The 26306-nt window shown below is 67.8% G+C and carries 22 protein-coding genes and 3 pseudogenes; 16 read left to right on the forward strand and 9 right to left on the reverse strand.

From position 1 onward, the window contains the following. The first annotated feature begins 15 nt into the window (after positions 1–15). Positions 16–960 carry a LysR family transcriptional regulator gene (locus BN118_RS16955; protein ID WP_010929941.1) on the forward strand — a complete coding sequence of 315 codons (945 nt, stop codon included), beginning with the start codon at positions 16–18 and terminating at the stop codon, positions 958–960. An 83-nt stretch (positions 961–1043) separates the two neighbouring features. Here the strand turns inward: BN118_RS16955 and acuI are convergent, their stop codons facing one another. Continuing rightward, positions 1044–2027 carry an acrylyl-CoA reductase (NADPH) gene (gene acuI, locus BN118_RS16960; protein WP_010929940.1) on the reverse strand — a complete coding sequence of 328 codons (984 nt, stop codon included), beginning with the start codon at positions 2025–2027 and terminating at the stop codon, positions 1044–1046. A 364-nt stretch (positions 2028–2391) separates the two neighbouring features. Between acuI and BN118_RS16965 the strand changes: the two genes are divergently transcribed. The 7 genes from BN118_RS16965 (at position 2392) to BN118_RS16995 (ending at position 9642) form a co-directional block, all read left to right on the forward strand. Then, complete coding sequence (locus tag BN118_RS16965) at positions 2392–3666, forward strand: flavin-containing monooxygenase (RefSeq protein WP_014906054.1); 1275 nt, start codon at positions 2392–2394, stop codon at positions 3664–3666. 30 nt (positions 3667–3696) lie between these two features. Beyond that, the gene (locus BN118_RS16970; protein ID WP_010929939.1) at positions 3697–4125 is read left to right on the forward strand and encodes a RidA family protein; all 429 of its coding nucleotides are present in this window, start codon (positions 3697–3699) and stop codon (positions 4123–4125) included. A gap of 10 nt (positions 4126–4135) precedes the next feature. Beyond that, the gene (locus BN118_RS16975) at positions 4136–4810 is read left to right on the forward strand and encodes a DUF1028 domain-containing protein (protein ID WP_003815682.1); all 675 of its coding nucleotides are present in this window, start codon (positions 4136–4138) and stop codon (positions 4808–4810) included. Continuing rightward, complete coding sequence (gene argE / locus BN118_RS16980; RefSeq protein WP_014906055.1) at positions 4803–5975, forward strand: acetylornithine deacetylase; 1173 nt, start codon at positions 4803–4805, stop codon at positions 5973–5975. Before BN118_RS16975 ends, argE begins: the two co-directional genes overlap by 8 nt. Positions 5976–6107: 132 nt before the next feature. Beyond that, entirely contained in the window at positions 6108–7127 is a 1020-nt protein-coding gene (locus tag BN118_RS16985) for a Bug family tripartite tricarboxylate transporter substrate binding protein (protein WP_014906056.1), read from the forward strand. A 180-nt stretch (positions 7128–7307) separates the two neighbouring features. Then, complete coding sequence (locus BN118_RS16990) at positions 7308–8498, forward strand: acyl-CoA dehydrogenase family protein (RefSeq protein WP_010929936.1); 1191 nt, start codon at positions 7308–7310, stop codon at positions 8496–8498. Between the two features lie 13 nt (positions 8499–8511). Next, positions 8512–9642 carry an acyl-CoA dehydrogenase family protein gene (locus BN118_RS16995; protein ID WP_010929935.1) on the forward strand — a complete coding sequence of 377 codons (1131 nt, stop codon included), beginning with the start codon at positions 8512–8514 and terminating at the stop codon, positions 9640–9642. Between the two features lie 43 nt (positions 9643–9685). Here the strand turns inward: BN118_RS16995 and dld are convergent, their stop codons facing one another. Next, entirely contained in the window at positions 9686–11407 is a 1722-nt protein-coding gene (dld, locus tag BN118_RS17000) for a D-lactate dehydrogenase (protein ID WP_014906057.1), read from the reverse strand. A 118-nt stretch (positions 11408–11525) separates the two neighbouring features. Further along, positions 11526–12488, reverse strand: coding sequence for a LysR substrate-binding domain-containing protein (locus BN118_RS17005; RefSeq protein ID WP_003815672.1), 963 nt, complete (start codon positions 12486–12488; stop codon positions 11526–11528). 106 nt (positions 12489–12594) lie between these two features. Between BN118_RS17005 and BN118_RS17010 the strand changes: the two genes are divergently transcribed. From BN118_RS17010 to BN118_RS17020, 3 genes and pseudogenes are all read left to right on the forward strand, one after another. Beyond that, complete coding sequence (locus BN118_RS17010; RefSeq protein ID WP_003815671.1) at positions 12595–13566, forward strand: Bug family tripartite tricarboxylate transporter substrate binding protein; 972 nt, start codon at positions 12595–12597, stop codon at positions 13564–13566. Between the two features lie 50 nt (positions 13567–13616). Further along, positions 13617–14853: pseudogene (locus BN118_RS20930) on the forward strand (aconitase X). Beyond that, positions 14850–15257: an aconitase X swivel domain-containing protein gene (locus tag BN118_RS17020; RefSeq protein WP_003815668.1), complete on the forward strand. Its 408-nt coding sequence runs from the start codon at positions 14850–14852 to the stop codon at positions 15255–15257. The pseudogene BN118_RS20930 and the gene BN118_RS17020 overlap by 4 nt, the downstream one beginning before the upstream one ends. On the opposite strand, the gene BN118_RS17025 is transcribed toward BN118_RS17020, so the two are convergent. The 4 genes and pseudogenes from BN118_RS17025 to BN118_RS17040 all read right to left on the reverse strand — a co-directional run bounded on the left by BN118_RS17025 (position 15254) and on the right by BN118_RS17040 (position 18654). After that, the gene (locus BN118_RS17025) at positions 15254–16204 is read right to left on the reverse strand and encodes an IS481-like element IS481 family transposase (RefSeq protein ID WP_005013747.1); all 951 of its coding nucleotides are present in this window, start codon (positions 16202–16204) and stop codon (positions 15254–15256) included. The two genes, BN118_RS17020 and BN118_RS17025, sit on opposite strands and share 4 nt — an antisense overlap. 98 nt (positions 16205–16302) lie before the next feature. Then, complete coding sequence (locus BN118_RS17030; protein WP_014906058.1) at positions 16303–16758, reverse strand: PaaI family thioesterase; 456 nt, start codon at positions 16756–16758, stop codon at positions 16303–16305. A 12-nt stretch (positions 16759–16770) separates the two neighbouring features. Next, a pseudogene (locus tag BN118_RS17035) lies at positions 16771–17944 on the reverse strand (CaiB/BaiF CoA transferase family protein). Between the two features lie 2 nt (positions 17945–17946). Next, complete coding sequence (locus BN118_RS17040) at positions 17947–18654, reverse strand: haloacid dehalogenase type II (protein WP_003815479.1); 708 nt, start codon at positions 18652–18654, stop codon at positions 17947–17949. A gap of 228 nt (positions 18655–18882) precedes the next feature. On the opposite strand from BN118_RS17040, the gene BN118_RS17045 reads away from it, so the two are divergent. Beyond that, complete coding sequence (locus tag BN118_RS17045) at positions 18883–19827, forward strand: LysR family transcriptional regulator (RefSeq protein ID WP_014906059.1); 945 nt, start codon at positions 18883–18885, stop codon at positions 19825–19827. Between the two features lie 15 nt (positions 19828–19842). On the opposite strand, the gene BN118_RS17050 is transcribed toward BN118_RS17045, so the two are convergent. Further along, positions 19843–20811, reverse strand: a complete 969-nt coding sequence (locus BN118_RS17050; protein WP_014906060.1) for a Bug family tripartite tricarboxylate transporter substrate binding protein — start codon at positions 20809–20811, stop codon at positions 19843–19845. 362 nt (positions 20812–21173) lie between these two features. Here BN118_RS17050 and ctaD point away from each other — a divergent pair, with 362 nt between their 5' ends. Both ctaD and BN118_RS17060 read left to right on the forward strand, forming a co-directional pair. Next, on the forward strand, positions 21174–22769 hold the full coding sequence (gene ctaD / locus BN118_RS17055; RefSeq protein ID WP_014906061.1) for a cytochrome c oxidase subunit I: 1596 nt from the start codon (positions 21174–21176) through the stop codon (positions 22767–22769). Positions 22770–22796: 27 nt separating this feature from the next. Continuing rightward, on the forward strand, positions 22797–23342 hold the full coding sequence (locus BN118_RS17060; protein ID WP_003815472.1) for a DUF2244 domain-containing protein: 546 nt from the start codon (positions 22797–22799) through the stop codon (positions 23340–23342). Positions 23343–23373: 31 nt separating this feature from the next. Here BN118_RS17060 and BN118_RS17065 read toward each other — a convergent pair whose 3' ends face one another. Next, positions 23374–24084 (reverse strand): GntR family transcriptional regulator, encoded by a 711-nt coding sequence (locus BN118_RS17065; protein WP_014906062.1) that lies wholly within the window; start codon positions 24082–24084, stop codon positions 23374–23376. 198 nt (positions 24085–24282) lie between these two features. Here BN118_RS17065 and BN118_RS17070 point away from each other — a divergent pair, with 198 nt between their 5' ends. After that, complete coding sequence (locus BN118_RS17070; protein WP_014906063.1) at positions 24283–25479, forward strand: pyridoxal-phosphate-dependent aminotransferase family protein; 1197 nt, start codon at positions 24283–24285, stop codon at positions 25477–25479. Positions 25480–25487: 8 nt separating this feature from the next. Then, a pseudogene (locus BN118_RS17075) lies at positions 25488–26237 on the forward strand (serine hydrolase domain-containing protein); the annotation flags it as partial. Positions 26238–26306 lie beyond the last annotated feature (69 nt).

Below are 26306 nucleotides of genomic sequence, written 5' to 3' on the forward strand. Positions count from 1 at the left end.
GACGGTTCATTCTCCATGCTCTCCCGAATCACGTTACGCCAGCTGGAATACTGTCTCGCCGCCGGCGACTACAAAAGCATTGCCGAAGCCGCGGCCTGCATACATGTGTCGCCGTCATCCATCTCGGCGGCGATTGCGCATATCGAATCCGAGCTGGATGCCCAGGTGTTCGTGCGGCACCATGCCCAGGGCCTGTCGACGACGCCGCTGGGCGAGGACCTGCTCAAGCAGATGCGCGGCGTGCTGGACCAGACCGCCGGCCTGTACGGCATCGTCTCGGACGCGCAGTCGAGTATTCGGGGGCCTTTGCGGGTGGGATGCTTCACCACGCTGGCCGCGATGGTGACGCCGGAGCTGTGCCAGGGTTTTTCGCGCGCCCATCCGCAAGTCCAGGTGACGCATGTGGAAGACCATCACGAAGGCTTGATCGAGCGCCTGTACAAGGGCCAGATCGACGTGGCGGTGACCTATGACCTCGAAGTGCAGGGCACCGATATCACGTTCGAGCCCTTGGCCACCCTGCCGCCGCATGTCATCGTCGGCGAGACCTCGCCGCTGGCCCAACAGCGCGTGGCGGACCTGAAGGGCCTGGCCGAGCATCCCATGGTGCTGCTGGACCTGCCGAGAAGCCGCGAGTATTTCTTCGGACTGTTTCACGCCCAGCAGCTCGAACCGCTGGTGGCCGCGCGCTCGGGCAGCCCGGACGTGGTGCGTTCCCTGGTTGCCAACGGCGTGGGCTATTCGCTGGTGAACGTGCGGCCGCGCATGAGCCATTCGCTGGACGGCAAGCGCGTCTTGAGCCTGCGCCTGGCCGGCAAGCACCAGCCCATGCGCCTGGGCATGGCGTGGATCCCCGTGCCCAGGCCGCGTCGCGTGCTGGAGGCCTTCATGCAGCGATGCCGGACCTATATCTCGGACGAGCACGTGCCGGGGATGGTCGCGCCTTCGCACTTCATGTGAAGCCCGCAGGCCGACCCTGCATCCGGCGATACGGCCTAGGGCCATGGCGGGTCCGCGCCTTGGGCGGCGGACCCGCGCAGTCGTCAGGCGTTGCCGGTGCCGACCAGGATCCGGCCTCGCACCCTGCCGGCCATCAGCTCGTGCGCTGCCGGGATGGCCTCGGCCAGCGCAATCTCGCGCGTCAGCGTCTCCAGCATGGCGAGGTCCAGGTCCTTCGCCAGGCGTTGCCAGGCCTGGTTGCGGATTTCAAGCGGCGCCATGACGCTGTCCACCCCGATCAGCGACACGCCGCGCAGGATGAAGGGCATGACGGTGGCCGGCAGGTCCGCGCCCTGGGCAAGCCCGCAGGCCGCGACCGCGCCGCCATAGCGCGTCTGTGCCAGCACATTGGCCAGCGTGTGGCTGCCCACCACATCGACCGCCGCGCTCCAGCGCTCTTTCTGCAGGGGCTTGCCCTGGCCGGACAGTTCGGCCCGGTCCAGGATCTCGGCGGCGCCGAGGCTGCGCAGGTAAGGCGCCTCGCTGGCCTTTCCGGTCACGGCGACGACCTGGTGGCCCAGTTTCGCCAGCAGCAGCACCGCGATGGAGCCCACGCCGCCGGTGGCACCCGTGACCAGCACGGGTCCATCTCCGGGACGCACGCCGTTGCGCTCCAGCGCCATCACGCACAGCATGGCGGTGTAGCCGGCAGTGCCGATGGCCATCGCCTGCCGCAGGCTCAATCCCTCGGGCAGGCGCACCAGCCAGTCGCCTCGCAGGCGCGCGCGCTGGGCCAGGCAGCCCTTGTGTTTCTCGCCCACGCCAAAGCCGTTGAGTATCACGGCGTCGCCGGGCCGCCAGGCGGGGTTTTCGCTGGCGCGGACGATGCCCGCGCCATCGATGCCGGCCACCATCGGCCAGTCGCGCACCACGGGAGACCGATTGGTGATGGCCAGGCCGTCCTTGTAGTTGAGCGTGGAGTAATGGATGTCGACGGTCACGTCGCCGTCGGGCAGGAAGCTGTCGTCGACCTGGCGTACCGAGGCGTTGAAATCGTCATTCTTTTCAAGGACAAGCGCGTCAAACATGCATCGACTCCTCAATGTGCGGTGGTGTCAGTGGGGTTGGGCGGCGGCCGGTCGAAGCGGCGCCATTGGCCAGATCTTATAGACACCCACGGATGCACTGCTTCGTATTTGTCGACGTTCGGATTCGTATATGCCGACGCAACAGGCATCGCATGCGCCTCGCATCGTCCGGCATGGCATTTTTCGGCATTACTGGTGTACGCCATCAGTAAATCCAACGCAGCGCGCGGGCTTTTTTCGCTGTAATGCTGCCAAGCCAGCGGGTGCACGTTGTGGCACCCCGATGCCGATGGCGACGTTGCGCGGTCTCCCATCCGCCGCGCGCCCACGGCATGAAACCCTTGACGTCGATTACAGAGAAGACGTGACTGTTGATAGCCCCATTTTGACCGACACCCTCGTCGTCGGCGGTGGCCAGGCGGGCATCGCGATGAGCGAGCACCTGACTGGGCAGGGAGTGCCTCACATCGTGCTGGAGCGTGACCGCATCGCGCAGCGCTGGCGAACCGGGAGGTGGGACTCCCTGGTGGCGAACGGCCCCGCCTGGCACGATCGCTTCCCCGGCCTGGAATTCGAAGGGCTCGATCCGGACGGTTTCGCGTCCAAGGACGCCGTGGCCGACTACCTGGAGGCTTATGCGCGCAAGTTCAATGCGCCCATCCGTACCGGCGTGGAAGTGGTGCGCGCCGAGCGCAATGGCGGCAGGTACGGCTTTACGGTGGAGACGTCGGCCGGCACCTACGAGGCGCAGCGCATCGTTGTCGCGACCGGGCCGTTCCAGCGGCCGGTGATCCCGGCCATCGCGCCGCGGGACCCCGCGCTCACGCAGATCCATTCGGCCGATTACCGCAACCCCGGGCAACTGCCCGAGGGCGCCGTCCTGGTGATCGGCGCGGGGTCGTCCGGGGTGCAGATCGCCGATGAACTCCAGCGCGCCGGCCGCGAGGTCTATCTTTCCGTCGGGCCGCACGACCGTCCGCCCTGGCGCTACCGCGGCCGCGATTTCTGCTGGTGGCTGGGCGTGCTCGGCCTGTGGGACCAGGAGACGGTCCAGCCCGGCCGCGAGCACGTGACCATTGCGGTCAGCGGCACGGATGGCGGACGCACCATCGAGTTTCGGGCGCTCGCGCACCAGGGAATCACGCTGGTGGGCGTGACGAAGTCGTTTCGCGATGGCGTCGTGGCGTTCGAGAACGATCTGGCCGAGAACGTGGCGCGCGGCGACGCCAATCACTTTGCCTTGCTGGACGCCGCCGACGCCTACATCGCGCGCAACGGCCTGTCGCTGCCGGACGAGCCGCAAGCCCGCCGGGTGCCGCCCGACCCCGCATGCATGACCGAGCCCATTCTGCAGCTCGACCTGGCCGCGGCCAACGTGACGTCGATCATCTGGGCAACCGGATATGCCGCCGAGTACGGCTGGTTGAACGTCGACGCGTTCGATGCCAACGGCAAGCCCCGCCACCAGCGCGGCGTCTCCAGCGAGCCGGGGGTGTATTTTCTTGGCCTGCCCTGGCTGTCGCGGCGTGGCTCGGCCTTCCTCTGGGGCGTCTGGCACGACGCGAAGCACATTGCCGGCCACATTGCGATGCAGCGCAACTACCTGTCGTATCCCGATTTCGGCCAGTCCCAGCAGTGAGTGTGAAACCCGCCTACAGGAATGCTATCGATGCCTACGCATACACGCGTACGCATGTTCAACACCAAGGACACGTACCCGAACCAGACCCTGGACAATGATCTTTGCCAGGCTGTCCGTGCCGGGCAGACGGTCTACGTGCGCGGCCAGGTCGGCACGGATTTCGAGGGCCGGCTGGTCGGCCTGGGGGATGCGCGCGCCCAGACCGAGCAGGCCATGAGCAACGTCAAGCAGTTGCTCGAGGAAGCCGGCAGCGACCTGTCCCACATCGTCAAGACCACGACCTATCTGGTGGATCCGCGCTACCGCGAACCGGTGTACCAGGAGGTGGGCAAGTGGCTCAAGGGAGTGTTTCCGATCTCCACGGGCCTGGTGGTAAGCGCGCTGGGCCAACCGCAATGGCTGATGGAGATCGATGTGATCGCGGTCATTCCGGACGGTTGGCAGGCCCAGCGCTAGGGAGGGGAACATGACATTCTCGATCATCGGGCTGTGTCCCGACACCGGGCAGCTCGGCGTTGCCATCAGCTCGTCCAGCATCGCGGTCGGCGCCCGCTGCCCATGGCTCAAGCCCGGCGTGGGCGCCGTGTCCACGCAGAACATCACCCTGCCGTCGCTGGGTCCCGCCATCCTGGACCTGCTGGCCGCGGGCGCCGCCCCGCGGCAGGCCCTGGAGCAGGCGCTCGATGCCGACCCCTGGCGCCAGCACCGGCAGGTCACGGTCATCGACGCGCAAGGACGCACCGCGTCCTTCACCGGCTCCGGCGCCCTGGGCGTGCATCACGTCGTCGAGGCGGAAAACTGTGTCGCCGCGGGCAACCTGCTGAGCAATACCGCCGTGATCGGCGCCATGGCCAGCGCCTTCGAGCGCGCCGCCGGTCCCCTGGCGGATCGCCTGCTGGCGGGCATGGCCGCCGGCGTGGCCGCGGGCGGCGAAGCCGGCCCCGTGCATTCGGCGGCGTTGAGCCTGGCCGGCGAGGTCAGCTGGCCGATCGCCGACCTGCGCGTCGATTGGGATGAGGGCTGCCCCATCGCCTCGCTCGACGCGCTGTGGCAGGCCTATCGCCCCCAGATGCAGGACTACCTGGCGCGGGCCTTGAACCCGACTGTCGCGCCCACCTATGGCGTGCCGGGCGATGAGTAGCGCCACCGGCGACCTGCTGGCGCGATTGGTCGCGTTCCCGACCGTCAGCCGCGAGTCGAACCTGGCGTTGAGCTCGTTCGTGCAGGACTACCTCGCACAGGCCGGCGTGGCCAGCGAACTGTTCTACAACGAAGCGGGCACCAAGGCCAATCTGTTCGCCACCATCGGGCCGCGCGACCGGGCCGGCATCGTGCTGTCCGGCCACACGGATGTCGTGCCGGTGGACGGGCAGCCGTGGACCACCGATCCGTTCTGCCTCACGGAAAAGGACGGACGTCTCCATGGCCGCGGCACGGCCGACATGAAGGGTTTCATCGCCGCGGTGCTGGCGGCGGTGCCGGCCCTGGTGGAACGACCGCTGCGGATTCCGGTCCACCTGGCGTTTTCCTATGACGAAGAACTTGGCTGCCTGGGCGTCGGGTCCATGCTGGCCGAGATCGAAAAACGCGCGCCGCTGCCGTCCATGTGCCTGATCGGCGAGCCGACGCTGCTGCGGCCCGTCCTCGGCCACAAGGGCAAGGCCGCCATGCGTTGCCAGGTAAAGGGACACGCGTGCCATTCCGCATATGCGCCTTCCGGCGTCAACGCCATCGAGTACGCTGCCCGGCTGATCGGCAAGCTCAACGAGATCGGCGAGCGCCTGGCAAGGCCGCAGCACCACGATGGCCGCTTCGATCCGCCGTTCTCGACGGTGCAGACCGGGACCATCGCCGGCGGACGCGCGCTCAATATCGTCCCGGCCGAATGCGAATTCGACTTCGAGGTGCGGGCCTTGCCGGGCTTCGACCCCGGCCTCGTGCAGCGCGAATTGCGAACCTATGCGGACCGCGAGCTGTTGCCCCGCATGCAGGCGGTCAATCCGGAAACCGGCATCGAGATGCGGCCGTTGAGCGCCTATCCGGGGCTGGCCACCGAGGCGCACAGCGAAGCGGCGCGCCTGCTGGCGCAATGGTGCGGTTCGGACGATTTCGGCACCGCGGCCTATGGCTCCGAAGGGGGGCTGTTCAGCCGTTCGGGCATCCCCACGGTGATATGCGGGCCGGGCAGCATGGACCAGGGGCACAAGCCCGATGAGTTCGTGTCGCTGCAACAGCTTGCGCAATGCGACGCGATGCTGGCGCGCCTGGTCGCGCATGTGCGGGAGCCGGCCGCGCAAACAGAGTAAGCGGCAGCGGCGAGGCTGCCATGACGCGTTTTCGGTAGTGGTGATGTACCCCCCCGTCACGAACGCCGGGCTTTCGGATCCGGTCCATGACGGTGGCGCTTTTTCTACAACTATGAGACAAGGAGAAATCATATGTGCATTCAAATCGCTGCAAGAACAAGCCGTCTGTTGCGCAGGCTGTTGTTTTCGCTGTCCGCGCCGCTGCTGTTGGGCGCGTGGGCGCCGACGGCGATGGCCGCGGATGTGGCGTGGCCCGGCCTCAAGCCGGTGACGCTGATCGTGGGCTATCCGGCCGGCGGCGGCGCCGATACGGTGGCCCGCCTGGTGGCGGACCGGCTGGGCAAGAAGTACAACCAGCGCTTCATCGTGGAAAACCGTTCCGGCGCCAGCGGCACGATCGCGGCGACGGTCGTCGCGCGGGCCCCGGCCGACGGCTATACCTTGCTGGCGTCGGCCTCCTCGGAATTGACGGTCGTGCCCACCATCAGGACCTCCCTGCAATACGATCCGGCGAAGGATTTCGAACCCGTCGCGGTCACCAGCCAGACGACCTATCTGCTGGTGTCGAACCTGGAGTTCCCGGCCAATACGCTGCAGGAGCTGGTCGCTTACGCCAAGAAGAATCCGGGCAAGGTCAGCTACGGCTCGTATGGGCAGAACACCTTCACGCACCTGACGGGCGAGTATCTGCAGTTGCTGACGGGCACGAAGCTGCTGCATGTGCCCTACAAGGGCGGCGGCGACCTGATTCCGGCGCTGCTCGGCAACCAGATCGAGATCTCGTTCAATTCGCCGGCCGAAGTGCTCAGCCAGGTCCAGGCCGGCCGCATGAAGGCGCTGGCCGTGCTGTCGCCGCAGCGCCTGAAGGAAATGCCTTCGTTGCCGACCAGCGCCGAAGCGGGCTATCCCGATCTGACCGCGCGCGGGTGGAACGGCCTGATGGCGCCCAAGGGCACGCCGACCCAGGTGCTCGATGAACTGAACGCCGCCGTCAACGAGATCATGTGTTCCGAGGATGTCGTGCGCGACCTGCAGGCGCGCGGCATCGAGCCCGGCGGCGGCACGCGCCAGGCCGCGCGCGAGCGGATCGACAACGAGCTGCAGCGCTGGCGCGACGTGGTCGAGAAGGTCGGATTGCAGCGGATCGACTGATCGCGGCGGGCGCCCGCGGCCCGGGCGCCCGTTGTGCCGTGTCGGTTCGGTTCGATGCCGGCCTTCTGCGCGAGCAGTTCGCCGGATATTTTTTCCCTCAATCCGCAATGAGGAGGCTATCCTGGCTGGACGTGGACGCGTTGGGCGTTCCGCTCTCCACCTACAAGAAAGAGATATCTCATGGATCTGCGCTTCACATCAGAGGAACAGGCATTTCGGGAGGAGGTTCGAGGCTTTCTTGCGCAGGCCCTGCCAGGGGAGTTGAGCGAGAAAGTGCTCGCGCACCAGCATCTGCTGCGCGATGACTACATCCGCTGGCACCGCATCCTGCATGCGCATGGCTGGGGCGCGCCGGGATGGCCGGTCGAGTTCGGGGGCACGGGCTGGACGCCGTTGCAGCGACTCATCTTCGACATCGAGTGCGGACGCGCCGGCGCGCCGCGCCTGCTGCCATTCGGCTTGAGCATGATCGCGCCGGTGTTGATGAAGTACGGCAGCAGCGCGCAGCAGCAGCGCTTCCTGCCGCGCATGCCGGGCGTGGAGGATTTCTGGTGCCAGGGCTACTCCGAGCCCGGGGCCGGCTCGGACCTGGCCTCGCTGCGCACGCGCGCCGAGCGCAAGGGCGACCGCTATGTCGTCAACGGCCAGAAAACCTGGACCACGATGGCGCATTGGGCCGACTGGATCTTCTGCCTGGTGCGTACCGACGCCGAGGCCAAGCCGCAGGCCGGCATTTCGCTGCTGCTGATCGACATGAAGACGCCTGGCATCACCGTGCGTCCGATCAAGACGCTGGACGGCGGGCACGACATCAACGAGACCTGGTTCGAGGACGTGGAGGTGCCGGTGGAGAACCTGGTCGGCGAGGAGAATCGCGGCTGGACCTACGCCAAGTACCTGCTCGGCCACGAGCGCACCGGCATTGCCGGCATTGGCAATTGCCACCGCGAGCTGGCGCAGCTCAAGCGCTATGCCGCTGCCACCGCCGACGGGCATGGCCGCACGCTGATCGAGGATCCCCGGGTGCGCGACAAGATCGTGCGCATCGAGATGGACGTGATGGCGCTGGAGATGCTGTTGCTGCGCGTGGCCACGCAGGCGGCCGGCGCTCCGGGGCCGGAGGCGTCCATCGTCAAGATCCGCGGCTCGGAACTGCAGCAGGACCTGGCGATGCTGCAGATGGAGATCGCAGGGCCCGATGCCTGGCCCTTTGACAGCGCATGGTTGGACGGCGGCGGCCAGGCCGTGGACAGCCCCGCGTGGGCCGCCTGCGCCACCGCGACGTACTTCGACATGCGCAAGACCACCATCTTCGGCGGCGTGACCGAGGTGCAGAAGAACATCATTTCCAAGGCCATCCTGGGACTTTGAGCGAGAGGCGGATATGGACTTCAGTTACAGCGAAGAGCAGCGCATGCTGGCCGACAGCCTGCGGCGCTTCATCGAGACCGGCTACACGTTCGAGAAGCGCCGCGCCATCGTCTGCGGCGACGCGGGCATGGACCCCGCCATCTGGGCAGGCCTGGCCGAGCTGGGCATACAGGGCCTGAATGTGCGCGCCGAGCATGGCGGCTTCGGCGCGGACGCGGCCACCCAGCTGGTGGTGCAGCACGAGCTCGGCCGGGGCCTGGTGAGCGAGCCCATCACGCCGAGCGCGGTGATCGCCACCACGATCATCCAGGGGCATGGCAACGACGAACAGCGACGGGCATGGCTGCCCGGCCTGGCGGCCGGCGCATGCATCGCCGCGACCGCCTATCTGGAACAGGGCGGCCGGTCCAACCCCGAAGCGGTGCAGACCGTGGCCGAGCGCGCGGGCGAGGCCTATGTGCTCAATGGCGCCAAGACCCTGGTCTGGCATGGCGCGGCGGCGGACGTGCTGGTGGTCAGCGCCAGGCTGGCCGGCACGGACGGGCTCAGCCTGTTCCTGGTTCCCACTCGCGGCACGGCCGGCCTGGCGCTGGCCAGCCAGCCCACCATGGACGGCCAGCGCGCGGCCAGCGTCAGGCTGGCCGATGTCCGGCTGCCGGCGTCGGCGCTGCTGGGCGCGCCGGGCGCGGGCCTGGCCGCATTGCAGGCCGGCCTGGACTGGGGCATCGCCGCGCTGTGCGCGGAGGCCGCCGGCGCCATGGAGCGCCTGATCGAGCTGACGGCGGAATACCTGCGCACGCGCAAGCAGTTCGGCGTACCGCTGGCCAGCTTCCAGGCCCTGCAGCATCGCATGGCGGACATGCTGGTACAGAAAGAGCTCGCGCTTTCAATGGCCTACGTGGCCGCCCAGGCGCTCGATGAGGCCGACGCGGCCGCGCGCCAGCGCAAGCTGTCGGCCGCCAAGGTCGTGGTCGCGCGCGCCGGCCGCTATGTGGGCGAGCAGGCCATCCAGCTGCATGGCGGCATGGGCATGACCGACGAGATGGCGCCGGGCGATTACTTCAAGCGGCTGGCCATGATCGACCCCCTGCTCGGCGGCACCGACCATCATCTGGACCGGTACGCCGCGTTGCTGCAAGCCTGAACCGCGCACGGGCGAGGGCAGCCCTCGCCCGTGCGCATCCGCCCTAGCGCCATCCCTGCAGTTTCGAGGTGCGGCCGATGCCCGGGTTGAACTGATTGCACGGATCGAGGCCGCGATAGAACGCCTTCAGTTCGGGCTTGGCGTCGTACAGGTGGCCGACGTTGTGTTCGGCGGGGTATTCGGCGCCGCGCTCGTCCAGCAGCTTCCACATCCGGTGTTCCAGCGCCAGGCAATCTTCGCCCTTCTTGACGATATAGTCCTGGTGGAATACGTGGCAGAAAAAATGCCCGTAGTACAGCTTCATCAGGATCGGCGCCTCGACGTCGGGCGGCAGCTGTTCCAGCCAGTCCCGGTCATTGCGCTTGAGCGCGATATCGAGCGCGACGATGTCTTCCACCTGGCCGGCATGCACGGCGCGATACCGCACGGCGGCGCCGGCCGCCGCGAAGCGCAGGAGAAAGGCCGCCTTCCCTTCCTCGGGCGTGCATTCGAAGCTGGCGCCGGTGGCGTCGTCGAAGTAGGCCTGCAGGAAACGCCGGGTCTGGTCGCCGATCTTGCCCGGCACCTTGATCATCAGGTGGTGCGCGTAGGCGTCGCGGTATTCGCGCAGCCGCCTGGGCAGGTGGTCGGGGAACAGCCGGCTGGCAAATTGCAGGACGCGGTCGCTGAGGTACTTCGGCAGCAGCGGGACGCGCTCGCAGAAGCTGTCGATCCGGGCCTTGATCGCGAACAGCCTGGGCAGGCGGGCGGTGCCCAGCTGGCGTATCGCCAGGAAGGTGTCCTTGCCGTAGACGTCGGCGATATCGAACGCGTCGCGGTGCAGGTACTCGCCGGCGATCGGCAGCGCCGGCAGCCTGGTCAGCATGTGGCGGCGTATCGCCGTCAGCTCGCCGGGATCGTTGGTGCCGATATAGAAGACGCGCGTCTGGGTTTCGGCGGGAAACGTGTCCAGCCGCACCGCGAAGAGAATCAGCTTGCCGGCGCTGCCCGAGGCCTCGAACAGGCGACGCGGGTCGGCGTTGTAGCGCGCCGGCGAGTCCGCGTCGACGGCGCGCACGTGCTCGGCGTATTCGTGGTCCGAGCCGCTGCCCACCGCGGTCTCCACGTCGTTCGCGCCGAATTGGCCCTGGTCGAGGCGGCCCAGGATTTCCTCGGGAGAGTCGCCCAGCGCGACGCCGAGATGGTTGACGAGCCGCAGCCGGCCGTCTTCGCCCAGTTGCGCATAGACCGCCAGTTCGGTGTAGGCCGGGCCGCGCTGGATCAGCGAGCCCCCGGAGTTGTTGCATATGCCGCCGAACACCGAGGCGCCCAGGCACGACGAGCCGATCAGCGAATGCGGTTCGCGCCCCAGCGGCGCGAGCGTCTGTTCGAGCTGGTCCAGGGTCGATCCGGGAAAGCAGATGACCTGGCGGCCGTCCAGGATGAGCTGGATCTTCTTCATGCGCATCGTGCTGATGATCACGATCTCGCGGTCATAGTCATTGCCGTCCGGCGTCGATCCGCCGGTCAGGCCGGTGTTGGCCGCCTGCATGATGACGATCTTGCCGTGCGCCACGCAGGCCTGGACGATGCGCCACTGTTCCAGCAGGCTGCCGGGCCGGACGACCGCGATGGCGCGCCCGAAGCCGAAGCGAAAGCCGGCGCGGTAGCGGCGGGTGCGATGTTCGTCGGTCAGGACGTGCGCGGCGCCGACGATGCCGCGCAGTTGCTCGACAAAGCCGCGGCTGTCGCCCGGGCCGGGCGTGGGGGGCGTGGCGTGTACCACTGAAACTCCGGAGAAAAGGGGCGGGATCGGGCCAGGCGCATAGTGTGCATCAAAGATCATTCCCCGGTGATCAGTTATTGGGCGGAGGTGATAAACACCAGTGATCACCGGGCGCTGTTCAGGCCTGGCCGAGGTCCCGGGCGGCCCGCAGGACGATGGCCTCGAACTGCCGCACGACGGGCGGCTGCTCGAAGTCCTGGCGCGAGATCAGGCTGATCGGGGCGAACCGCGCCCGCTCCGCGGGGGAAAGCCTGGCGATGTCGCCCTGCGCCTCGCCTTGCAGGGCGACGGAGGTGGGCAGCAGCCCGATCAGCTGGCTGCCCGCGATGACGTAGCGCATCTGGTGGAAACTGCTGTACTCGACCGAGACGACGGGGCGCAGGATGCCGCGGCCGGTGAACAACTGCTCGGCCATGTCGCGCAGCGGCGACCCGGTTGCCGGCAGGATCCAGCGTGCCTGGCTCAGGTCTTCCCAGCTGACGCGCGCCTTGCGCGCCAGCGGGTGGCCCGCCGCGCTGACCACCTCGAAGGACTCGGTATAGACCTCGACCACGCGCAGCTCGGAGATGCGCGCCCGGTCCAGGATGCGGCCGAAGATGAGGTCGAGATCGTTACGCCGCAAGCCCTCCATCAACCGGTCGGTGGCGCCTTCGGTCAGTTCCAGCCGCACGTTGGGGTGGGCCGACAGCAGGTCGTCGGTAATGCGCGCAAGCAGCTGCGCGGACAGCGACGGGACGATGCCCAGCCTGACCACGCCCGCGCCGCCGCTGGCGTACAAGGCCAATTCGTCGCACATATGGCCGACATCGGACATCACCACGTTGAAGTGCCGCTTGATCAGATCCCCATGCGCGTTGGGGCGCATGCCGCGCCGGTCGCGCTCGAACAGCGGGACGCCGAACATGCTTTCCAGCTCCTGGATCAGCTTGGTCGCCGCCGGCTGCGTCATGCTGGAGGCCTCGGCGGCCTTGCGCAACGAGTGCAGCTCGCAGAGATTGCGAAAGAGTTCCAGGTGCTTCATCCGCAGCCGTGATTTGAATACGGCCGGCACCGAACCGCCCGCCAGTCGTTGCTGTGCCATGGCCTTCTCCACGGGGTGATAACGAAAATATGTCACATAGCCTGTTTTCGTGATTATCCAAGAATGCCTGGAGCGCGCATAGTCACGTCCAGCAAGAGGAGACATCATGAAACTCAGAAACCTGATCGCCGGCGGCCTGGCCGCCACGGCACTGGGCCTGGGCAGCGTGGCGGCCGCTGCCTATCCCGACAAGCCCATACGCATCATCGTGCCCTTCCCGGCCGGCGGCGCGACGGATGTAGTGGCGCGCATGCTGGGCGCCCGCCTGGGCGAGGAGCTGGGGCAATCCGTCATCGTCGAGAACCGCTCCGGCGCCGGCGGCAATATCGGCGCCGACACGGTGGCGCGCTCGCCCGCCGATGGCTATACCTTGCTGGTCGGCTCGCCCGCCGAGGTGGCGATCAACCCGCTGCTCTACGCCAAGATGCCCTATGACCCGGCCAAGGATCTCGTCGCGGTGGCGCGGGTGGCGTCCGCGCCCCTGGTGCTGGTGGTCAACGCGCGCAGCCCCGCCCATTCGGTGGCCGACCTGCTGGCCCAGATCAAGGGCAAGGACGGCGCGGCGAACTATGCCTCGTCCGGTACTGGCGGGCCGCAACACCTGGCCGGCGAATGGTTCCGGCTGGAGTCCAGGGCGGGCATTGCCCATATCCCGTACAAGGGCGGCGCGCCGGCGATGACCGACCTGCTGGGCGGCCAGGTCGACATGTTCTTCTCCGGCCTGCCGCCGGCGCTGCCGCACCTGAAGGCCGGCAAGCTGCGGGCGCTGGCCGTCACCACGCCCCAGCGCTCCGCGCTGTTGCCTGAGGTGCCGACCATGGCTGAGCAGGGCTTTGCGGGTTTCGCCATCGAGAACTGGCAGGGCGTGTTCGCGCCGGCCGGAACGCCGCCGGAGGTGATCAAGCTGCTGTCCGGGAAGATCGGCGCGATTACCCGCGAGCCGGGTTTCGCCGAGCGCCTGCAGGCGCAGGGCGCCAGCCCCGCGTTCATGGACGCCGGCGATATGGCCCGGTTCGTTGACGCGGAACGGCGGAAGTACGGCAAGTTGGTCAAGGAATCAGGCGCGAAAGCGGACTGAACAACGAAGGAAAGGCGATGAGCAACACAACTACGTTGGATCAAGGGACCATGCGGCTGAGCGAGGAAGAACTCGCGATGCTGCGCGGCGACAAGGGCGCCGCGGTGCAGGAAGCGATCGAATTCCAGATTCAGGTCGGCAACTTCTTCGGCGCCGAGCGCTTCGTTCCCATCACCCATGCCCATGTGATGGGCGACATCGAGGTGATGGGCGATGGCGGGCTGCAGCATCTGCGGCACATGACCGACCAGCATGCGAGCTGTGCCGTGCCCGCATCGAGCAATGCGCAATGCATGCATTTCCACGCCGATCCCAGGATGGCGCAGGACGCCGAGGAAGAGGAAAAAGAGAAGGATATCCTCTCGCGCTACAAGACGATGCGCATCGCGGCCACCGATTCGTGCATCCCGTATCAGCACGTGTACCAGCCGAAGATCGGCGAGCACGTGGCCTGGGGCGACACCGGCACCGTCATCTACGCGAACTCGGTGCTGGGCGCGCGCACGAACTTCGAGGCCGGCAAGTCCAGTTTCGCCGCGGCGCTGACCGGCCGCACGCCGGAGTACGGCTTTCACCTCGACGCGGCGCGGAACCCTCCATGTCAGGCTGCAGGCGCAGATGCGCGACTTCGCGGACTGGGGCGCGCTGGGCAAGATCATCGGGCATCCCAACCAGGACTATTTCGCGGTTCCCGTGATCGACGGCTACGGCAAGACGCCGATGTCCGACGAACTGAAGCATCTCGGCGCCTCGCTGGCGAGCTACGGCTCGATGGCGATGTTCCACATGGTCGGCGCGACGCCGGAAGCGCCGACGCTGGAGGCCGCCTTCGGCGGCGTGGCGCCCGCCGCGGCCATGACCGTCACGGATGCCGACCTGCAGGCCGTCTTCGACGCCTACCAGTACAAGGACGGCGGCGCGAACATCGTGGTCTTCTCGGGCCCGCAGCTTTCGTTGTACGAAATGCAGTCGCTCTCCGAGCGGTTCGCGGGGCGCCGCGTGGCGCCGGGCATGACCGCGGTCGTGACGACCAACCACATGATCTACAGCGATGCGAAACGGCTGGGCTATGTCGACGTGCTGGAAGCCGCCGGCGTGACGATCCTGCAGGGCGTCTGCTTCTACATCCTGCAGCGCCTGTCGAAGATCCGCGAGGAAAACGGCTGGACCAACCTGATCTCCAATTCGGGGAAGCTGGTCAACACCATTACCGCCCATCGCTTCAACACCATCTTGCGCCGCACGGCGGATTGCGTGGACATTGCCTGCACGGGAGAACTCCGATGAGTGAAGTTTTTGCGGTCGATCGCGCCTGGGGGCCGGTCGTCGAGGGCCAGGCCCTGGTCATGCGGGAGGGGTTCAGCCCGCGCTACGACCTGGACCGCTGGAGCGGCGTGATCTCGCGCATCGGGCACAGCGCGGAAGGCGAATCCATCAAGGATCGCATCCTCGTCATCCCGACCGCCAAGGGTGGCGTGGCGGGCGGCTGGGCGTTCTACGACCTGCTGCACAAGGGCATCGCGCCCAAGGCCCTGGTGTTCGGCAAGCTCAACCCGGTCATGGTCCAGGGAGCGGTGCTGGCCGGCATGCCCATCATGGAAGGCTTCGACGCGCGCCTGCTGCAGGCCATCGCCAGCGGAGCCGCCCTGCGCCTGGACCCGGCGGCCAAATCCATCGCGCTGCTCGGCTAGGTGTGAACTGTCAATAGGTTGTATTCGTCCAGGTTGAGTCTGGAGATGGGTACAGCGCGCCCGATGCCTTGGTGGGGTCGATGCCAGTTGTAGTGGTGTAGCCAGGATTTCATGGCATCGGCTCGGTGTTGGGAGTTCTGGTAGGTGTGAGCGTAAGCCCACTCACGCAAGGCCGACTGGATGAAGCGTTCGGCCTTGCCATTGGTCTGTGGGCGGTAAGGTCGGGTAAAGCGGTGCTTGATGCCCAGCTCATGGCACAGCGCGGCGAAGGCGCGGCTGCGAAAGGCCGAGCCATTGTCGGTGAGCAAGCGCTGGATGGTCACGCCCAGGCGCTGGTAGTAGGCCACTGCGTCCTTGAGGAACTGGACGGCGCTGGGGAAGCGCTCGTCGGGGTGGATGTCGGTGAAGGCCACGCGGGCGTGGTCATCGATGGCCACGAAGACGAAGTCCCAGCCGGCCCCCTCAACGGTATCGCGTCGGTTGCCCGTGACCCGGTGGCCAGGGCGCTGGATACGTCCCAGCTTCTTGATGTCGATGTGCAGCAGATCGCCGGGGGCCTGATGCTCGTAGCGCACCACCGGCTCGGCCGGCTCCAGGTCGGCCAGGTGCGACAGACCGGCGCGGGCCAGGACGCGGCTGACGGTGCTGGCTGACACGCCCAGCGCCTGGGCGATGCGCGCTTGGGTCAGCCGCTTGCGGCGCAGCTCCACGATAGCCAGCGCCTTGGCCGGCGCAATCGCTCGGGGCGAGACCGTCGGGCGCGAGGACGCATCGGCCAAGCCCGCCTGGCCCTGAGCCAGGAAGCGGCCCAGCCATTTGCGCACAGTCGGCGCGGTGACCCCATAGGCGCGGGCCGCTTCAGGCACACAAACTTGATGGGCGATCAATTGCTGGACCATTTCGAGTCGACGTAGGAAGGTCAATCGGGCATGCTTATGGGTGTTCATCCGGCCGGGCTCCTTGAGTGAACTGGGGGGTCGGCGATTTCCAGTTTCTCAAATCCGGTTCGGATGAACCATGCATACAACCTATTGAATCTTCACAGCTAGCGCGCCGCGGCGTCGGCGCCCGGCGCGCGCGCCGGCGACAGCGCCTTCCAGGTGGAGGTGGCCATGGCCAGCGGCTCGCCTTGCGCGTCGGTCAGGGTCGACTTCAGGAACGAGATGCTGCGCCCGCGCTGCAGGAACTCGCCGCGGCAGTACACCGTGCCCTGGCGTACGGCCTTCAGGTACTGGGTCTTCATTTCCAGCGTCAGGCCGGCGCCCTGTACGTGGTTGAGCAGGTGTCCCATCGAGATGTCCATCACGGTGGCGATGATGCCGCCGTGCAGGCTGCCCTGCGGATTGAACAGGAAATCCTGGGGTTCGAAGACGATCAGGCACTGGCCGTCGGGGTAGCTGATGTCCAGGCCCAGCAGGCGGGCCAGGAAAAACTGCCCGAACTCGGGGCGCTGGGTGCGCAATGCGTCCTGGAAGGCGCGCAGGGCGGCGCTTTCGTCCATCGATGATTCTCCTCAGTTGCTGGTGGCGTGGGTGCGTATGATGCCGCGCGCGGCCAGGTCCGCCACGCGTTCGGGCCGCAAGCCGGCATGTTCGCACAGGATCGCCGCCGTATGCTCGCCCAGCAGCGGGGGCGCGCGATGCGCCGCCGTCCCGGCCCCGTCGAAGCGGAACGGGCTGGCGATGTTGCGCACCTGTCCGGCGCTCGGGTGCGGCATGTCGAACACCATGCCGCGCGACACCAGTTGCTCGGCCTCGCAGACCTCGGCCACCGAGCGTATGTCGCCGCACGGCACGCCGGCTTCGCGCAGCGCGGCGATCCAGTATGCGCGCGGTTTCGCGGCGATCAGGGCGGCGATGCGCGGCACCAGTTCGGCGCGCAGCGCGACGCGGTCGGCGGCGCGCGATCACGCCGCAGAACAATTGCCAGAACTTGTCGTTGGCCACGCCGATGTTCAGCCAGCCGTCGGCGGCCTGGAACGTCTCGTACGGGGCGATGGTCGGGTGCGCGTTGCCGCGCCGCGTGGGGCTGGCGCCGGTGGTGAAGTAGATGCCGGCGTTGAAGGTCAGCAGCGACGCCATGCAGTCGAGCATGGCGATGCCGACATGGCGGCCCTGTCCGCTGGACGCGCGTTCCAGCAGCGCCGCGGTGATGGCCTGGGAGGCGAACTGGCCGGTGATCAGGTCGGCGATGGAGGTGCCGATCTTGGTCGGCAGGCCGGCCGGGTCGCCCGTGATGTCCATGATGCCCGATTCGCCCTGGATGATCAGGTCGTAGCCGGGCCGCTGCGCGTCCGGGCCGCTGTCGCCGAAGCCGGTGATCGAGCAGCTGACCAGGCGCGGGTTAGCGGCCCGCAGCGCGTCGTATCCGAGGTCGAGCCGCTCCATCGTGCCGGGCCGGAAGTTGTCGATGACGACGTCGCTGGCGCGCGCCAGCGCGCGCAGCAGCTCCTTGCCTTCGGGCTGCTTGAGGTCGATGGCGCAGCTGCGCTTGTTGCGGTTGACCGAAAGGAAATAGGCGCTTTCGCCGCCGCTGAACGGAGGCCCGAAGGCGCGGCTGTCGTCGCCATGGACCGGCTCCTCGATCTTGATGACCTCGGCGCCCAGGTCGCCCAGCAGCATGGTGCAGAACGGGCCGGACACCACGCGCGTCAAGTCCAGGACGCGTATTCCGTGCAGCGGCGACATGCTCAGCCCACCATCGCGTCGGCCAGCGACTTCATGTCGTCGACCCACAGGTCGGGCTGGTGCGGCGTGCCGCCGAACGGACGCTTGCGGCGGTCGATGAAGGCGCTGTGCATGCCGGCCGATTTGGCGCCCAGGCAGTCGAACGCGTGGTTGGCCACGAACAGCACCTCATCCATGCGTACCCCTTCGATTTCGGCGGCCTTGGCGTACGTGGCCACGTGCGGCTTGAACGAATTGGCCTCGGCCACCGAGATGACGTTGTCGAACGGGATGCCGTGATGGCGCTTGGCGGTTTCCAGCATGTCGCGGTCGCCGTTGGACAGCACCACGATGCGGTAGCGGGTCTGCAGGCGCGCCAATGCCTCGGGCACGTCCGGGAAGGGCTTGAGCTGTTCGATGCAGCCGACCAGGTAGCGCACCTCCTCGGCGGTGTGCGCGATGCCGGCGCGCTCCAGCGTGTAGGCCACGGCGCGGTGGCCGATTTCGCGGTACGGCGTGTGTTCCTGGTGCAGCAAGGCGTCGATCATCGAGTTCTCGAAGTGCGTGCGGCGCCACCAGGTCACGAACGAATTGGGGTTGCCGGTCCAGCCCTTTTCCTTGAGATAGGGGGCGGCGATCTCCACCAGCCCTTTCTGCATGTCGACCACCGTTCCGTACTGGTCGAACATGACTACCTTGATCTTTTGCTTGAGAGTTTCTGCGGTCGCCATGTGGTTTCTCCTGGTTGGCGTGAAAGCGCGTGTGTCGCGGCCCTGCCATGTTCGGTTCCGGCTATATATTCGTCCAATGGATAGTCATTATGGAATTATTCTTTATTTCAATAATTGTCCTGGGCAGGCTGGAATAACGCTGGTCACGAGGAATCGTTGCGATAGAACGCGCCGGCGCGGCGTCGCCTGCATTAGAATTCGGCAGTCTTTTCCGCTACGGGAACTGTCATGCGCGCCGCCGTCAATCTGCGATCGGTCGATCTGAACCTGCTGGTGTTTTTCGACGCGCTCATGACCGAGCGTCATGTCACCCGCGCCGCCGACCGCATCGCGGTCAGCCAGCCCGCGATGAGCAACGCGTTGTCGCGGCTGCGCATGGTGTTCAAGGACGAGCTGTTCGTGCGCACGGCCAAGGGCATGGAGCCCACGCCGCGCGCGCTGGAGCTGGGCGAGAGCGTGCACGCCACGCTGCAGCAGGCCGCGCGCCTGATGACCAGCGACATCCAGTTCGATCCATCCAGCACGCAGCGCCAGTTCAGCCTGCGCATGTCGGACCTGGTGGGCACGCTGGTCCTGCCGGCCCTGATGGCGCGGGTGGACGCGGCCGCGCCCGGGCTGGCCATCGATACCGTGCATCTTTCGCCCGAGCAGACCATCGAGGCGCTGGAGGCCGATCGCCTGGACCTGGCCGTCAGCATGGAGCTGCAGCACACCAGCGCGATCCGCGCCGAGGCCCTGTTCAGCGACAGGATGGTGTGCGTGCTGCGCAAGGGGCACCCGCTGGCCGGGCGCCGGTTGACGCTCAAGCAGTTCCTCGCGTACCGCCATGTGCGCGTTTCGATGAGCCCTACCGACATCCGCTTCGTCGACAGCGTGCTGGCCGGCCAGGGCCTGCGCCGCGAGGTGGCGCTGAACGTGACGCACTGGCTGCTGGTGCCGGCCGTGCTGCGCGACACGGACCTGCTGGTGGTGAAGTCCGAGCGGGCGGCGCAGCGCATCGCGGGGCCGGACACCATGATCCGGCCCTTGCCGTTCGCCACGCCCGGCTTTCAATGGACCTTGTACTGGCATCGGCGCTACGAGCACAGCCGCGCCCATCAATGGCTGCGCGAGCAGGTGCGGGCGGTGGCGCCGCAGGGCCAGGGCCTGTCCACGCCCGGCGCGGCGGGGTGAACAGGCCGCCGGCGGTCAGCCGATCTTGATGCCCAGTTCGCGCACCGCTTTCTGCCAGCGCTGGTTCTCGGCGCGCACGTAGTCCTGCAGGGCGGCCGGCTCCATGGCCGGCGGGACTTCGGCGCCCTGGCTGCGCCAGGCCTCCAGCACCGCCGGGGCCTGCAGCGATTGCGCGATGCCGGCGCGCAGGCGCGCCAGTACGTCGGCCGGCGTGCCCGCCGGCGCCCACCAGGCATACCAGATCGATGCATCCATCGCCGGTCCGCCGGCTTCCTTGAGCGTGGGCGCATCGGGAAAGGCCGGGCTGCGGGCGTTGGAAGTGACGGCCAGCAGCCTGATGTTGCCGGTCCTCACCTGCGGCGCGGAGGTGCCCAGCCCGTCGAACATCAGGTCGCACTGGCCGCCGATCAGGTCCTGCATGGCGGGCGCGGTGCCGCGGTACGGAATGTGCGTCATGGAAACGCCGGCCAGCTGGCTGAAGGTGGCGGCCACGATGTGCTGCGCCGTGCCGCTGCCCGACGAGCAATAGTTCAGCTTGCCGGGGTTCTTCCTGGCATATGCGATCAGCTCCTCGACGTTGCGAAACGGCGCCTTGTTGGTGACCACCAGCACGTTGGGCACTTTGGCCACCAGCGCCACCGGCACGAAATCGCGGTCCATGTCGTAGCCGCGGTTCGGATAGAGGCCCTCGGCCATCATCTGGTGCACGCCGCCGGCCAGCAGGTGATAGCCGTCGGGCGGCGCCGTGGCGGCGCGCTGCACGCCGATGGTGCCGCCGGCGCCCGGGCGGTTGTCCACCACCACCGTCTGGCCCAGTTCCTCGCCCAGCTTGGCGGCCACCGGGCGCGTGAACGTATCGACGCCGCCGCCCGGGTTGTACGGCACCACGACTTGCACGGGCTTGTCGGGCCAGGCCGCCGTCGCCGCCGCCGTGGCGCAGGCCAGCGCGAGGATGCCGGCCGCTTGGCATACCTTCTTCTTCATCTCGTTGTCTCCTTTGTGCCGGCCCGCCGGTGTGCAGGGGGTGGTCCGGCCGCGCGCGCTTGGCGCTGGCGGTCCGGGCGGGCTTGACAAAATGGTAGGTAGCCGGCGCAGATACGACTAATGGATAGTTGGTATGGATATATTGACCGCGTCAATGATGCGGCGCGGCCGCGCGGTGCGCGCGGCCTGCCTTATGGGGCCGCATCAAAGACCATGCTGGCGGTGTGCTTGCGGTGGCGCAGCGGCGCCATAAGGCGTACAACTGAGCGCTGGAGCCGATCCGGCTCCCGGCCGCCACCCTGGCGGCGGGCTCGGCAGCATAGGCCCGGCCGGTGGCGCCGCCATGTTCCCGGAGGCGCGACATGAGTACCATTGTCCACGATCACAGTCCTTCGGCCGGCCATGCCGACCATCACGCCGCGCCCAGCGGGTGGCGACGATGGTTGTTCGCGACCAACCACAAGGACATCGGGACGATGTACCTGATCTTTTCGCTGGTGATGCTCATGGTGGGCGGCGTGCTGGCGCTGGCCGTGCGCACCGAGCTGTTCGAGCCGGGCCTGCAGTTCTTCCGCCCCGAACTGTTCAACCAGTTCACCACCATGCACGGCCTGATCATGGTGTTCGGCGCCGTCATGCCGGCGTTCGTGGGCTTCGCCAACTGGATGATCCCCTTGCAGATCGGCGCCTCCAACATGGCGTTCGCCCGCATGAACAACTTCAGCTTCTGGCTGCTGCCGGTGGCTTCGGTGCTTCTGCTCAGTTCGTTCTGGGTCGACGGCGGCGCCACCGCCGCCGGCTGGACGCTGTATGCGCCGCTGTCGGCCCAGATGGGCCCGGGCATGGACCTGACCATTTTCGCGCTGCACATCATGGGCGCCTCGTCCATCATGGGCGCGATCAACATCATGGTGACCATCCTCAACATGCGCGCGCCCGGCATGACGCTGATGCGCATGCCGCTGTTCTGCTGGACCTGGCTGATCACCGCGTTCCTACTGCTGGCCGTGATGCCGGTGCTGGCGGCGGGCATCACCATGCTGCTGGCCGACCGCCATTTCGGCACCGGCTTCTTCAACGCGGCGGCGGGCGGCGACCCGGTGATGTACCAGCACGTGTTCTGGTTCTTCGGGCATCCCGAGGTCTACATCATGATCCTGCCGGCCTTCGGCATCGTATCGGCGGTGGTGCCGGCGTTCTCGCGCAAGAAGCTGTTCGGCTATGCGTCCATGGTGTACGCCACGGCGTCGATCGCGGTGCTGTCGTTCCTGGTGTGGGCGCACCACATGTTCACCACGGGCATGCCGGTGACCGGGCAGCTGTACTTCATGTACGCCACCATGCTGATCTCGATCCCGACCGGCGTGAAGGTGTTCAATTGGGTGGCCACCATATGGCGCGGCTCGCTCAGTTTCGAGACGCCGATGCTGTTCGCGGTGGGTTTCATCTTCGTGTTCACGGTCGGCGGCTTCACCGGCCTCATCCTGGCGGTGGCGCCGATCGACATCCAGGTGCACGACACCTACTACGTGGTGGCGCACTTCCACTACGTGCTGGTGGCGGGCTCGCTGTTCGCGCTGTTTGCCGGCGCGTATTACTGGCTGCCCAAATGGACCGGCCGCATGTACGACGAGAAGCTGGGCAAGCTGCACTTCTGGTCCACCATGATCTCGTTCAACGTGACCTTCTTCCCGATGCACTTCCTGGGCCTGGCCGGCATGCCGCGCCGCTACGCCGACTACGCCGCGCAGTTCACCACCTTCCACCAGGTGGCCACCATCGGCGCGATCTGGTTCGGCCTGTCGCAGTTCATCTTCGTCTGGGCGGCGCTGCGCTGCTACCGCGGCAAGGGCGAGGCGGCCACGGCCAAGCCGTGGGACGGCGCCGAGGGGCTGGAGTGGACCGTGCCGTCGCCCGCGCCGCATCATACGTTCGTGACCCCGCCCGAGGTCAAGTAGGCCCCGGAACCCCCAGGCTGGCAGGCCATGCGCGACACGCTTTCCCATCCTCTTCTGCCGCAGGCCGGCGCGCAGGGCGCCGCGCCGTGCCGCTGGAGCCTGCGGCGCAGCAGCGTGGCGCCGGCCCAGTTCATGGCCGGCATGGGCATCATGGCGGCCATCGCCGTGCTGGTGGGGCTGGCGGGCGCGGCCTACGGATTGTGGGCGATCACCGCCTGGTGCGTGGTCGAGCTGGCGTTCATCGCGCTGGCCGGCTGGCATTTCGCGCGCCATGCGCGCGATGGCGAGGACATCGAACTGCGGGCCGACGGCACGCTGGTCGTCGAGGTCCACGACGGCGAACGCGTGTCGCGCCATGTCTTCGACCGCGGCCGCGCGCGCGTCATCCGCCACCGCGCCTGGTCGGCCGCGGACGAATCGCTCTGGCTGCATTGCGGCCGCCGCCAGGTGCGGCTGGCGCGCTACCTGGACCGGCGCCGCACCTGTGCGTTCGAGACCGACATCCGCCAGGCGCTGGGCACGGGCCCATCCAGGGCGCCGCGCCTGGGCGCGGCCGATACGCTGTTTGAATGAGCAGGATCCTGGCGCCGGGGGACCGCGGCGATCAACGGATCCCGGACGCCGCCGCCAGGCTGCGCAGCGCCGCCTCGCACTTGCGCCGCAGGTGGCCGCGCATGAGGTCGGCCAGCCGTTCGGCGTCGCGCGCCTGCAGGGCGTCGGCCATCGCCATGTGCTCGCGCATCGCCTCGTCCCATTTGTGGCGGTCTTCGTTGGAAACGAAGCGCAGGTTCTGGATGCGCGCGTTCTGCGCGTCGTACAGCTGCTTGAGCAGGGCGTTGCGCGCGGCCAGGCCGATGCGTTCGTGGATGGCGCGGTTGGTGCGGAAGTACGACGGCAGGTCGCGCCGCGCGTGGCTGGCCATCATCTCGTAGGTCAGCGCGCGGATCTCGGCGATCTCCCGGTCGGTGGCGCGCGCGCAGGCCAGGCGGCACGACATCTCTTCCAGGCCGCCGATGACTTCGAAGGCTTCGCGGATATCGGCGGCGGACAGGGCCACTACCTGGGCGCCGCGCTTGGGTTCGATGCGCACCAGGCCCTCGGCCGCCAGCGCGCGCAGCGCCTCGCGCAGCGGCGTGCGCGATACGCCCAGCTGGTCGCACAGCGCGCGTTCGTTGAGCCGCGCGCCGGGCGGGAAATCGCCCTGGATGATGCGTTCGCGCAGGCGTGCGGCCACGGCGGCAGGCAGGGTGCCAGCGCCGGCAGCGCCGTCGGCGCAGGCGCTGGCCGAGGGCGGCTGGCTGACTTCTAGGCTCATTGGTATACCAGGTTTCGGCAGTCTGCCCACGACTATACGTGTCTCGGCCGCGCCGCGATCATGCGTGAATACCCTAGGCCATCGCGCCAATTCAATAGGCTAGAGTGGCATGAGCCCGGCGCGGGATGGCCGGGCCTGTATCGCCCGCCCGCGTCGCGGCTTGAGTTGGTATACCAATAATCCAATGCGAGGCCCTGCATGTTCGCCCTGAACCCGCATCCGTCCGGTCGCCACTTCCTGCAGATTCCCGGCCCCACCAATGTGCCGGATCGCGTGCTGCGCGCCATCGACCAGCCCACCATCGACCACCGCGGCCCGGTGTTCGGCCAGCTGGGGCTGGCGGTGCTGGACGGACTGAAGCACGTCTTCCGCACCGAGTCGCCGGTGCTCATCTTCCCCGCGTCCGGCACCGGCGCGTGGGAGGCGGCGCTGGTCAATACGCTGTCGCCGGGCGATGCCGTGCTGATGGCCGAGACAGGCCATTTCGCCAGCCTGTGGCGTCGGCTGGCCGGCCGCCTGGGCCTGGAGGTCGATTGCCTGGAAAGCGACTGGCGCCATCCGGCCGACCCGCAGGCCATCGGCGCCAGGCTGGCGCAGGACACGCAACACCGCATCAAGGCCGTGTGCGTGGTGCACAACGAAACCTCCACCGGCGTCACCAGCGACATCGCGGCGGTGCGCGCGGCCATCGACCAGGCCGGCCATCCCGCCCTGCTGATGGTCGACACGATATCCTCGCTGGGCTCGATCGATTATCGCCACGACGAATGGGGCGTGGACGTGACCGTGGCCGGCTCGCAGAAAGGCCTGATGTTGCCGCCCGGGCTGTCGTTCAACGCCGTCGGCCCGCGTGCGCTGGCCGCCGCCGGGCAGGCCCGCCTGCCGCGTTCGTACTGGGACTGGCGCGAGATGCTGGCGGCCAACGAGCGCGGCTACTTCCCGTACACGCCCGCCACCAACCTGCTTTACGGCCTGCACGAAGCGCTGGCGATGCTGCGCGAGGAGGGCCTGCCGCAGGTCTACGCGCGCCATCGCCGCCACGCGCACGCAACGCGGCTGGCGGTGGCCGCCTGGGAGCTGGAGCTGCTGTGCCTGGATCCGGCGCAATGCAGCCCGGCGCTCACGGCGGTCCTGATGCCGGGCGGCCACAGCGCCGATGCGTTTCGCCAGCGGGCGCTGGCGCGTTTCGATATCTCGCTGGGTCAGGGCCTGGGCAAGCTGGCCGACCGCGTATTCCGCATCGGCCACCTGGGCTATTTCAACGACTTGATGCTGTGCGGCACGCTGGCCGGCGTCGAGATGGGCCTGGCGGCCGCGGGCGTGCCGCACCGCGCCGGCGGCGTGCAGGCCGCCATGGCGTTCCTGGCCCAGACCCCGGTCGGGCAGCCTGCCTGAACCGCATCATGGAGAGGATAGCGATGAACCCCCTCATGCAGCAGGCGATCCAGTTCGCCAACGATCACGAAACCGCCTGGGACCGCAGCGTCCAGGGCAACTTCGGCGTGCATCTCGAGGATCCGCCGCCCTGGAACCGCCTGCTGGGTCCGGTGCACGATCGCGGCCCGGTCTCGGGCGTGGTCGTGGTCGACGGCCAGACGCTGGCGTCGTGGGGCGAGCCCGAGCGCGCCGACCTGACCTTCAGCGTGGCCAAGCTGTACCTGTCCATCCTGGCCGGCGTGGCGCACGACCGCGGATTGCTGCCGGACGTGGACGAGCCGGTGGGCCGGCGCGTGCCGGGCATCGGTTTCGACGCCGGCCGCAATGCGCGGATCACCTGGCGCCACTTGCTGCAGCAGACCAGCGAATGGGAGGGCGAGCGCTTCGGCGTGCCCGACCAGGCCGACCGCTACCGGGCGGTGGCCTTCGGCATCCCGCCCGACGGCAGGAAGGGCGACGCACGGCCGCTGCAGGAGCCCGGCACCTACTGGGAATACAACGACGTACGCATCAACCAGCTGTCGTATGCGCTGCTGCATGTGTTTCGCCGGCCCTTGCCCGAGGTGTTCCGCGAGGCGGTCACGCGGCCGCTGGGCGCCAGCGAGGACTGGCAGTGGGTGGGCTACGACAATGCCTGGGTGGACATCGACGGCGTGCGCATGCCGTCGGTGCCGGGCGGCACGCAATGGGGCGGCGGCATGTCGATCAGCGCGCGCGGCGGACCACCCGGGAAAGCGATGATGCCGGTCCGCGCGCTTTGCCTTGCCAAGGGGTCCGCCGCGGGC

The organism is Bordetella pertussis 18323 (genome assembly GCF_000306945.1).
GTDB lineage: Bacteria > Pseudomonadota > Gammaproteobacteria > Burkholderiales > Burkholderiaceae_B > Bordetella > Bordetella pertussis.

What these genes read in the sequence shown, in the direction of transcription:
- BN118_RS16955 (WP_010929941.1), top strand. Translation starts at nt 16, where the DNA reads ATGCTCTCCCGAATCACGTTACGCCAGCTGGAATACTGTCTCGCCGCC.
- acuI (WP_010929940.1), bottom strand. Translation starts at nt 2,027, where the DNA reads ATGTTTGACGCGCTTGTCCTTGAAAAGAATGACGATTTCAACGCCTCG.
- BN118_RS16970 (WP_010929939.1), top strand. Translation starts at nt 3,697, where the DNA reads ATGCCTACGCATACACGCGTACGCATGTTCAACACCAAGGACACGTAC.
- BN118_RS16975 (WP_003815682.1), top strand. Translation starts at nt 4,136, where the DNA reads ATGACATTCTCGATCATCGGGCTGTGTCCCGACACCGGGCAGCTCGGC.
- argE (WP_014906055.1), top strand. Translation starts at nt 4,803, where the DNA reads ATGAGTAGCGCCACCGGCGACCTGCTGGCGCGATTGGTCGCGTTCCCG.
- BN118_RS16985 (WP_014906056.1), top strand. Translation starts at nt 6,108, where the DNA reads ATGTGCATTCAAATCGCTGCAAGAACAAGCCGTCTGTTGCGCAGGCTG.
- BN118_RS16990 (WP_010929936.1), top strand. Translation starts at nt 7,308, where the DNA reads ATGGATCTGCGCTTCACATCAGAGGAACAGGCATTTCGGGAGGAGGTT.
- BN118_RS16995 (WP_010929935.1), top strand. Translation starts at nt 8,512, where the DNA reads ATGGACTTCAGTTACAGCGAAGAGCAGCGCATGCTGGCCGACAGCCTG.
- BN118_RS17005 (WP_003815672.1), bottom strand. Translation starts at nt 12,488, where the DNA reads ATGGCACAGCAACGACTGGCGGGCGGTTCGGTGCCGGCCGTATTCAAA.
- BN118_RS17010 (WP_003815671.1), top strand. Translation starts at nt 12,595, where the DNA reads ATGAAACTCAGAAACCTGATCGCCGGCGGCCTGGCCGCCACGGCACTG.
- BN118_RS17020 (WP_003815668.1), top strand. Translation starts at nt 14,850, where the DNA reads ATGAGTGAAGTTTTTGCGGTCGATCGCGCCTGGGGGCCGGTCGTCGAG.
- BN118_RS17025 (WP_005013747.1), bottom strand. Translation starts at nt 16,204, where the DNA reads ATGAACACCCATAAGCATGCCCGATTGACCTTCCTACGTCGACTCGAA.
- BN118_RS17030 (WP_014906058.1), bottom strand. Translation starts at nt 16,758, where the DNA reads ATGGACGAAAGCGCCGCCCTGCGCGCCTTCCAGGACGCATTGCGCACC.
- BN118_RS17040 (WP_003815479.1), bottom strand. Translation starts at nt 18,654, where the DNA reads ATGGCGACCGCAGAAACTCTCAAGCAAAAGATCAAGGTAGTCATGTTC.
- BN118_RS17045 (WP_014906059.1), top strand. Translation starts at nt 18,883, where the DNA reads ATGCGCGCCGCCGTCAATCTGCGATCGGTCGATCTGAACCTGCTGGTG.
- BN118_RS17050 (WP_014906060.1), bottom strand. Translation starts at nt 20,811, where the DNA reads ATGAAGAAGAAGGTATGCCAAGCGGCCGGCATCCTCGCGCTGGCCTGC.
- ctaD (WP_014906061.1), top strand. Translation starts at nt 21,174, where the DNA reads ATGAGTACCATTGTCCACGATCACAGTCCTTCGGCCGGCCATGCCGAC.
- BN118_RS17060 (WP_003815472.1), top strand. Translation starts at nt 22,797, where the DNA reads ATGCGCGACACGCTTTCCCATCCTCTTCTGCCGCAGGCCGGCGCGCAG.
- BN118_RS17065 (WP_014906062.1), bottom strand. Translation starts at nt 24,084, where the DNA reads ATGAGCCTAGAAGTCAGCCAGCCGCCCTCGGCCAGCGCCTGCGCCGAC.
- BN118_RS17070 (WP_014906063.1), top strand. Translation starts at nt 24,283, where the DNA reads ATGTTCGCCCTGAACCCGCATCCGTCCGGTCGCCACTTCCTGCAGATT.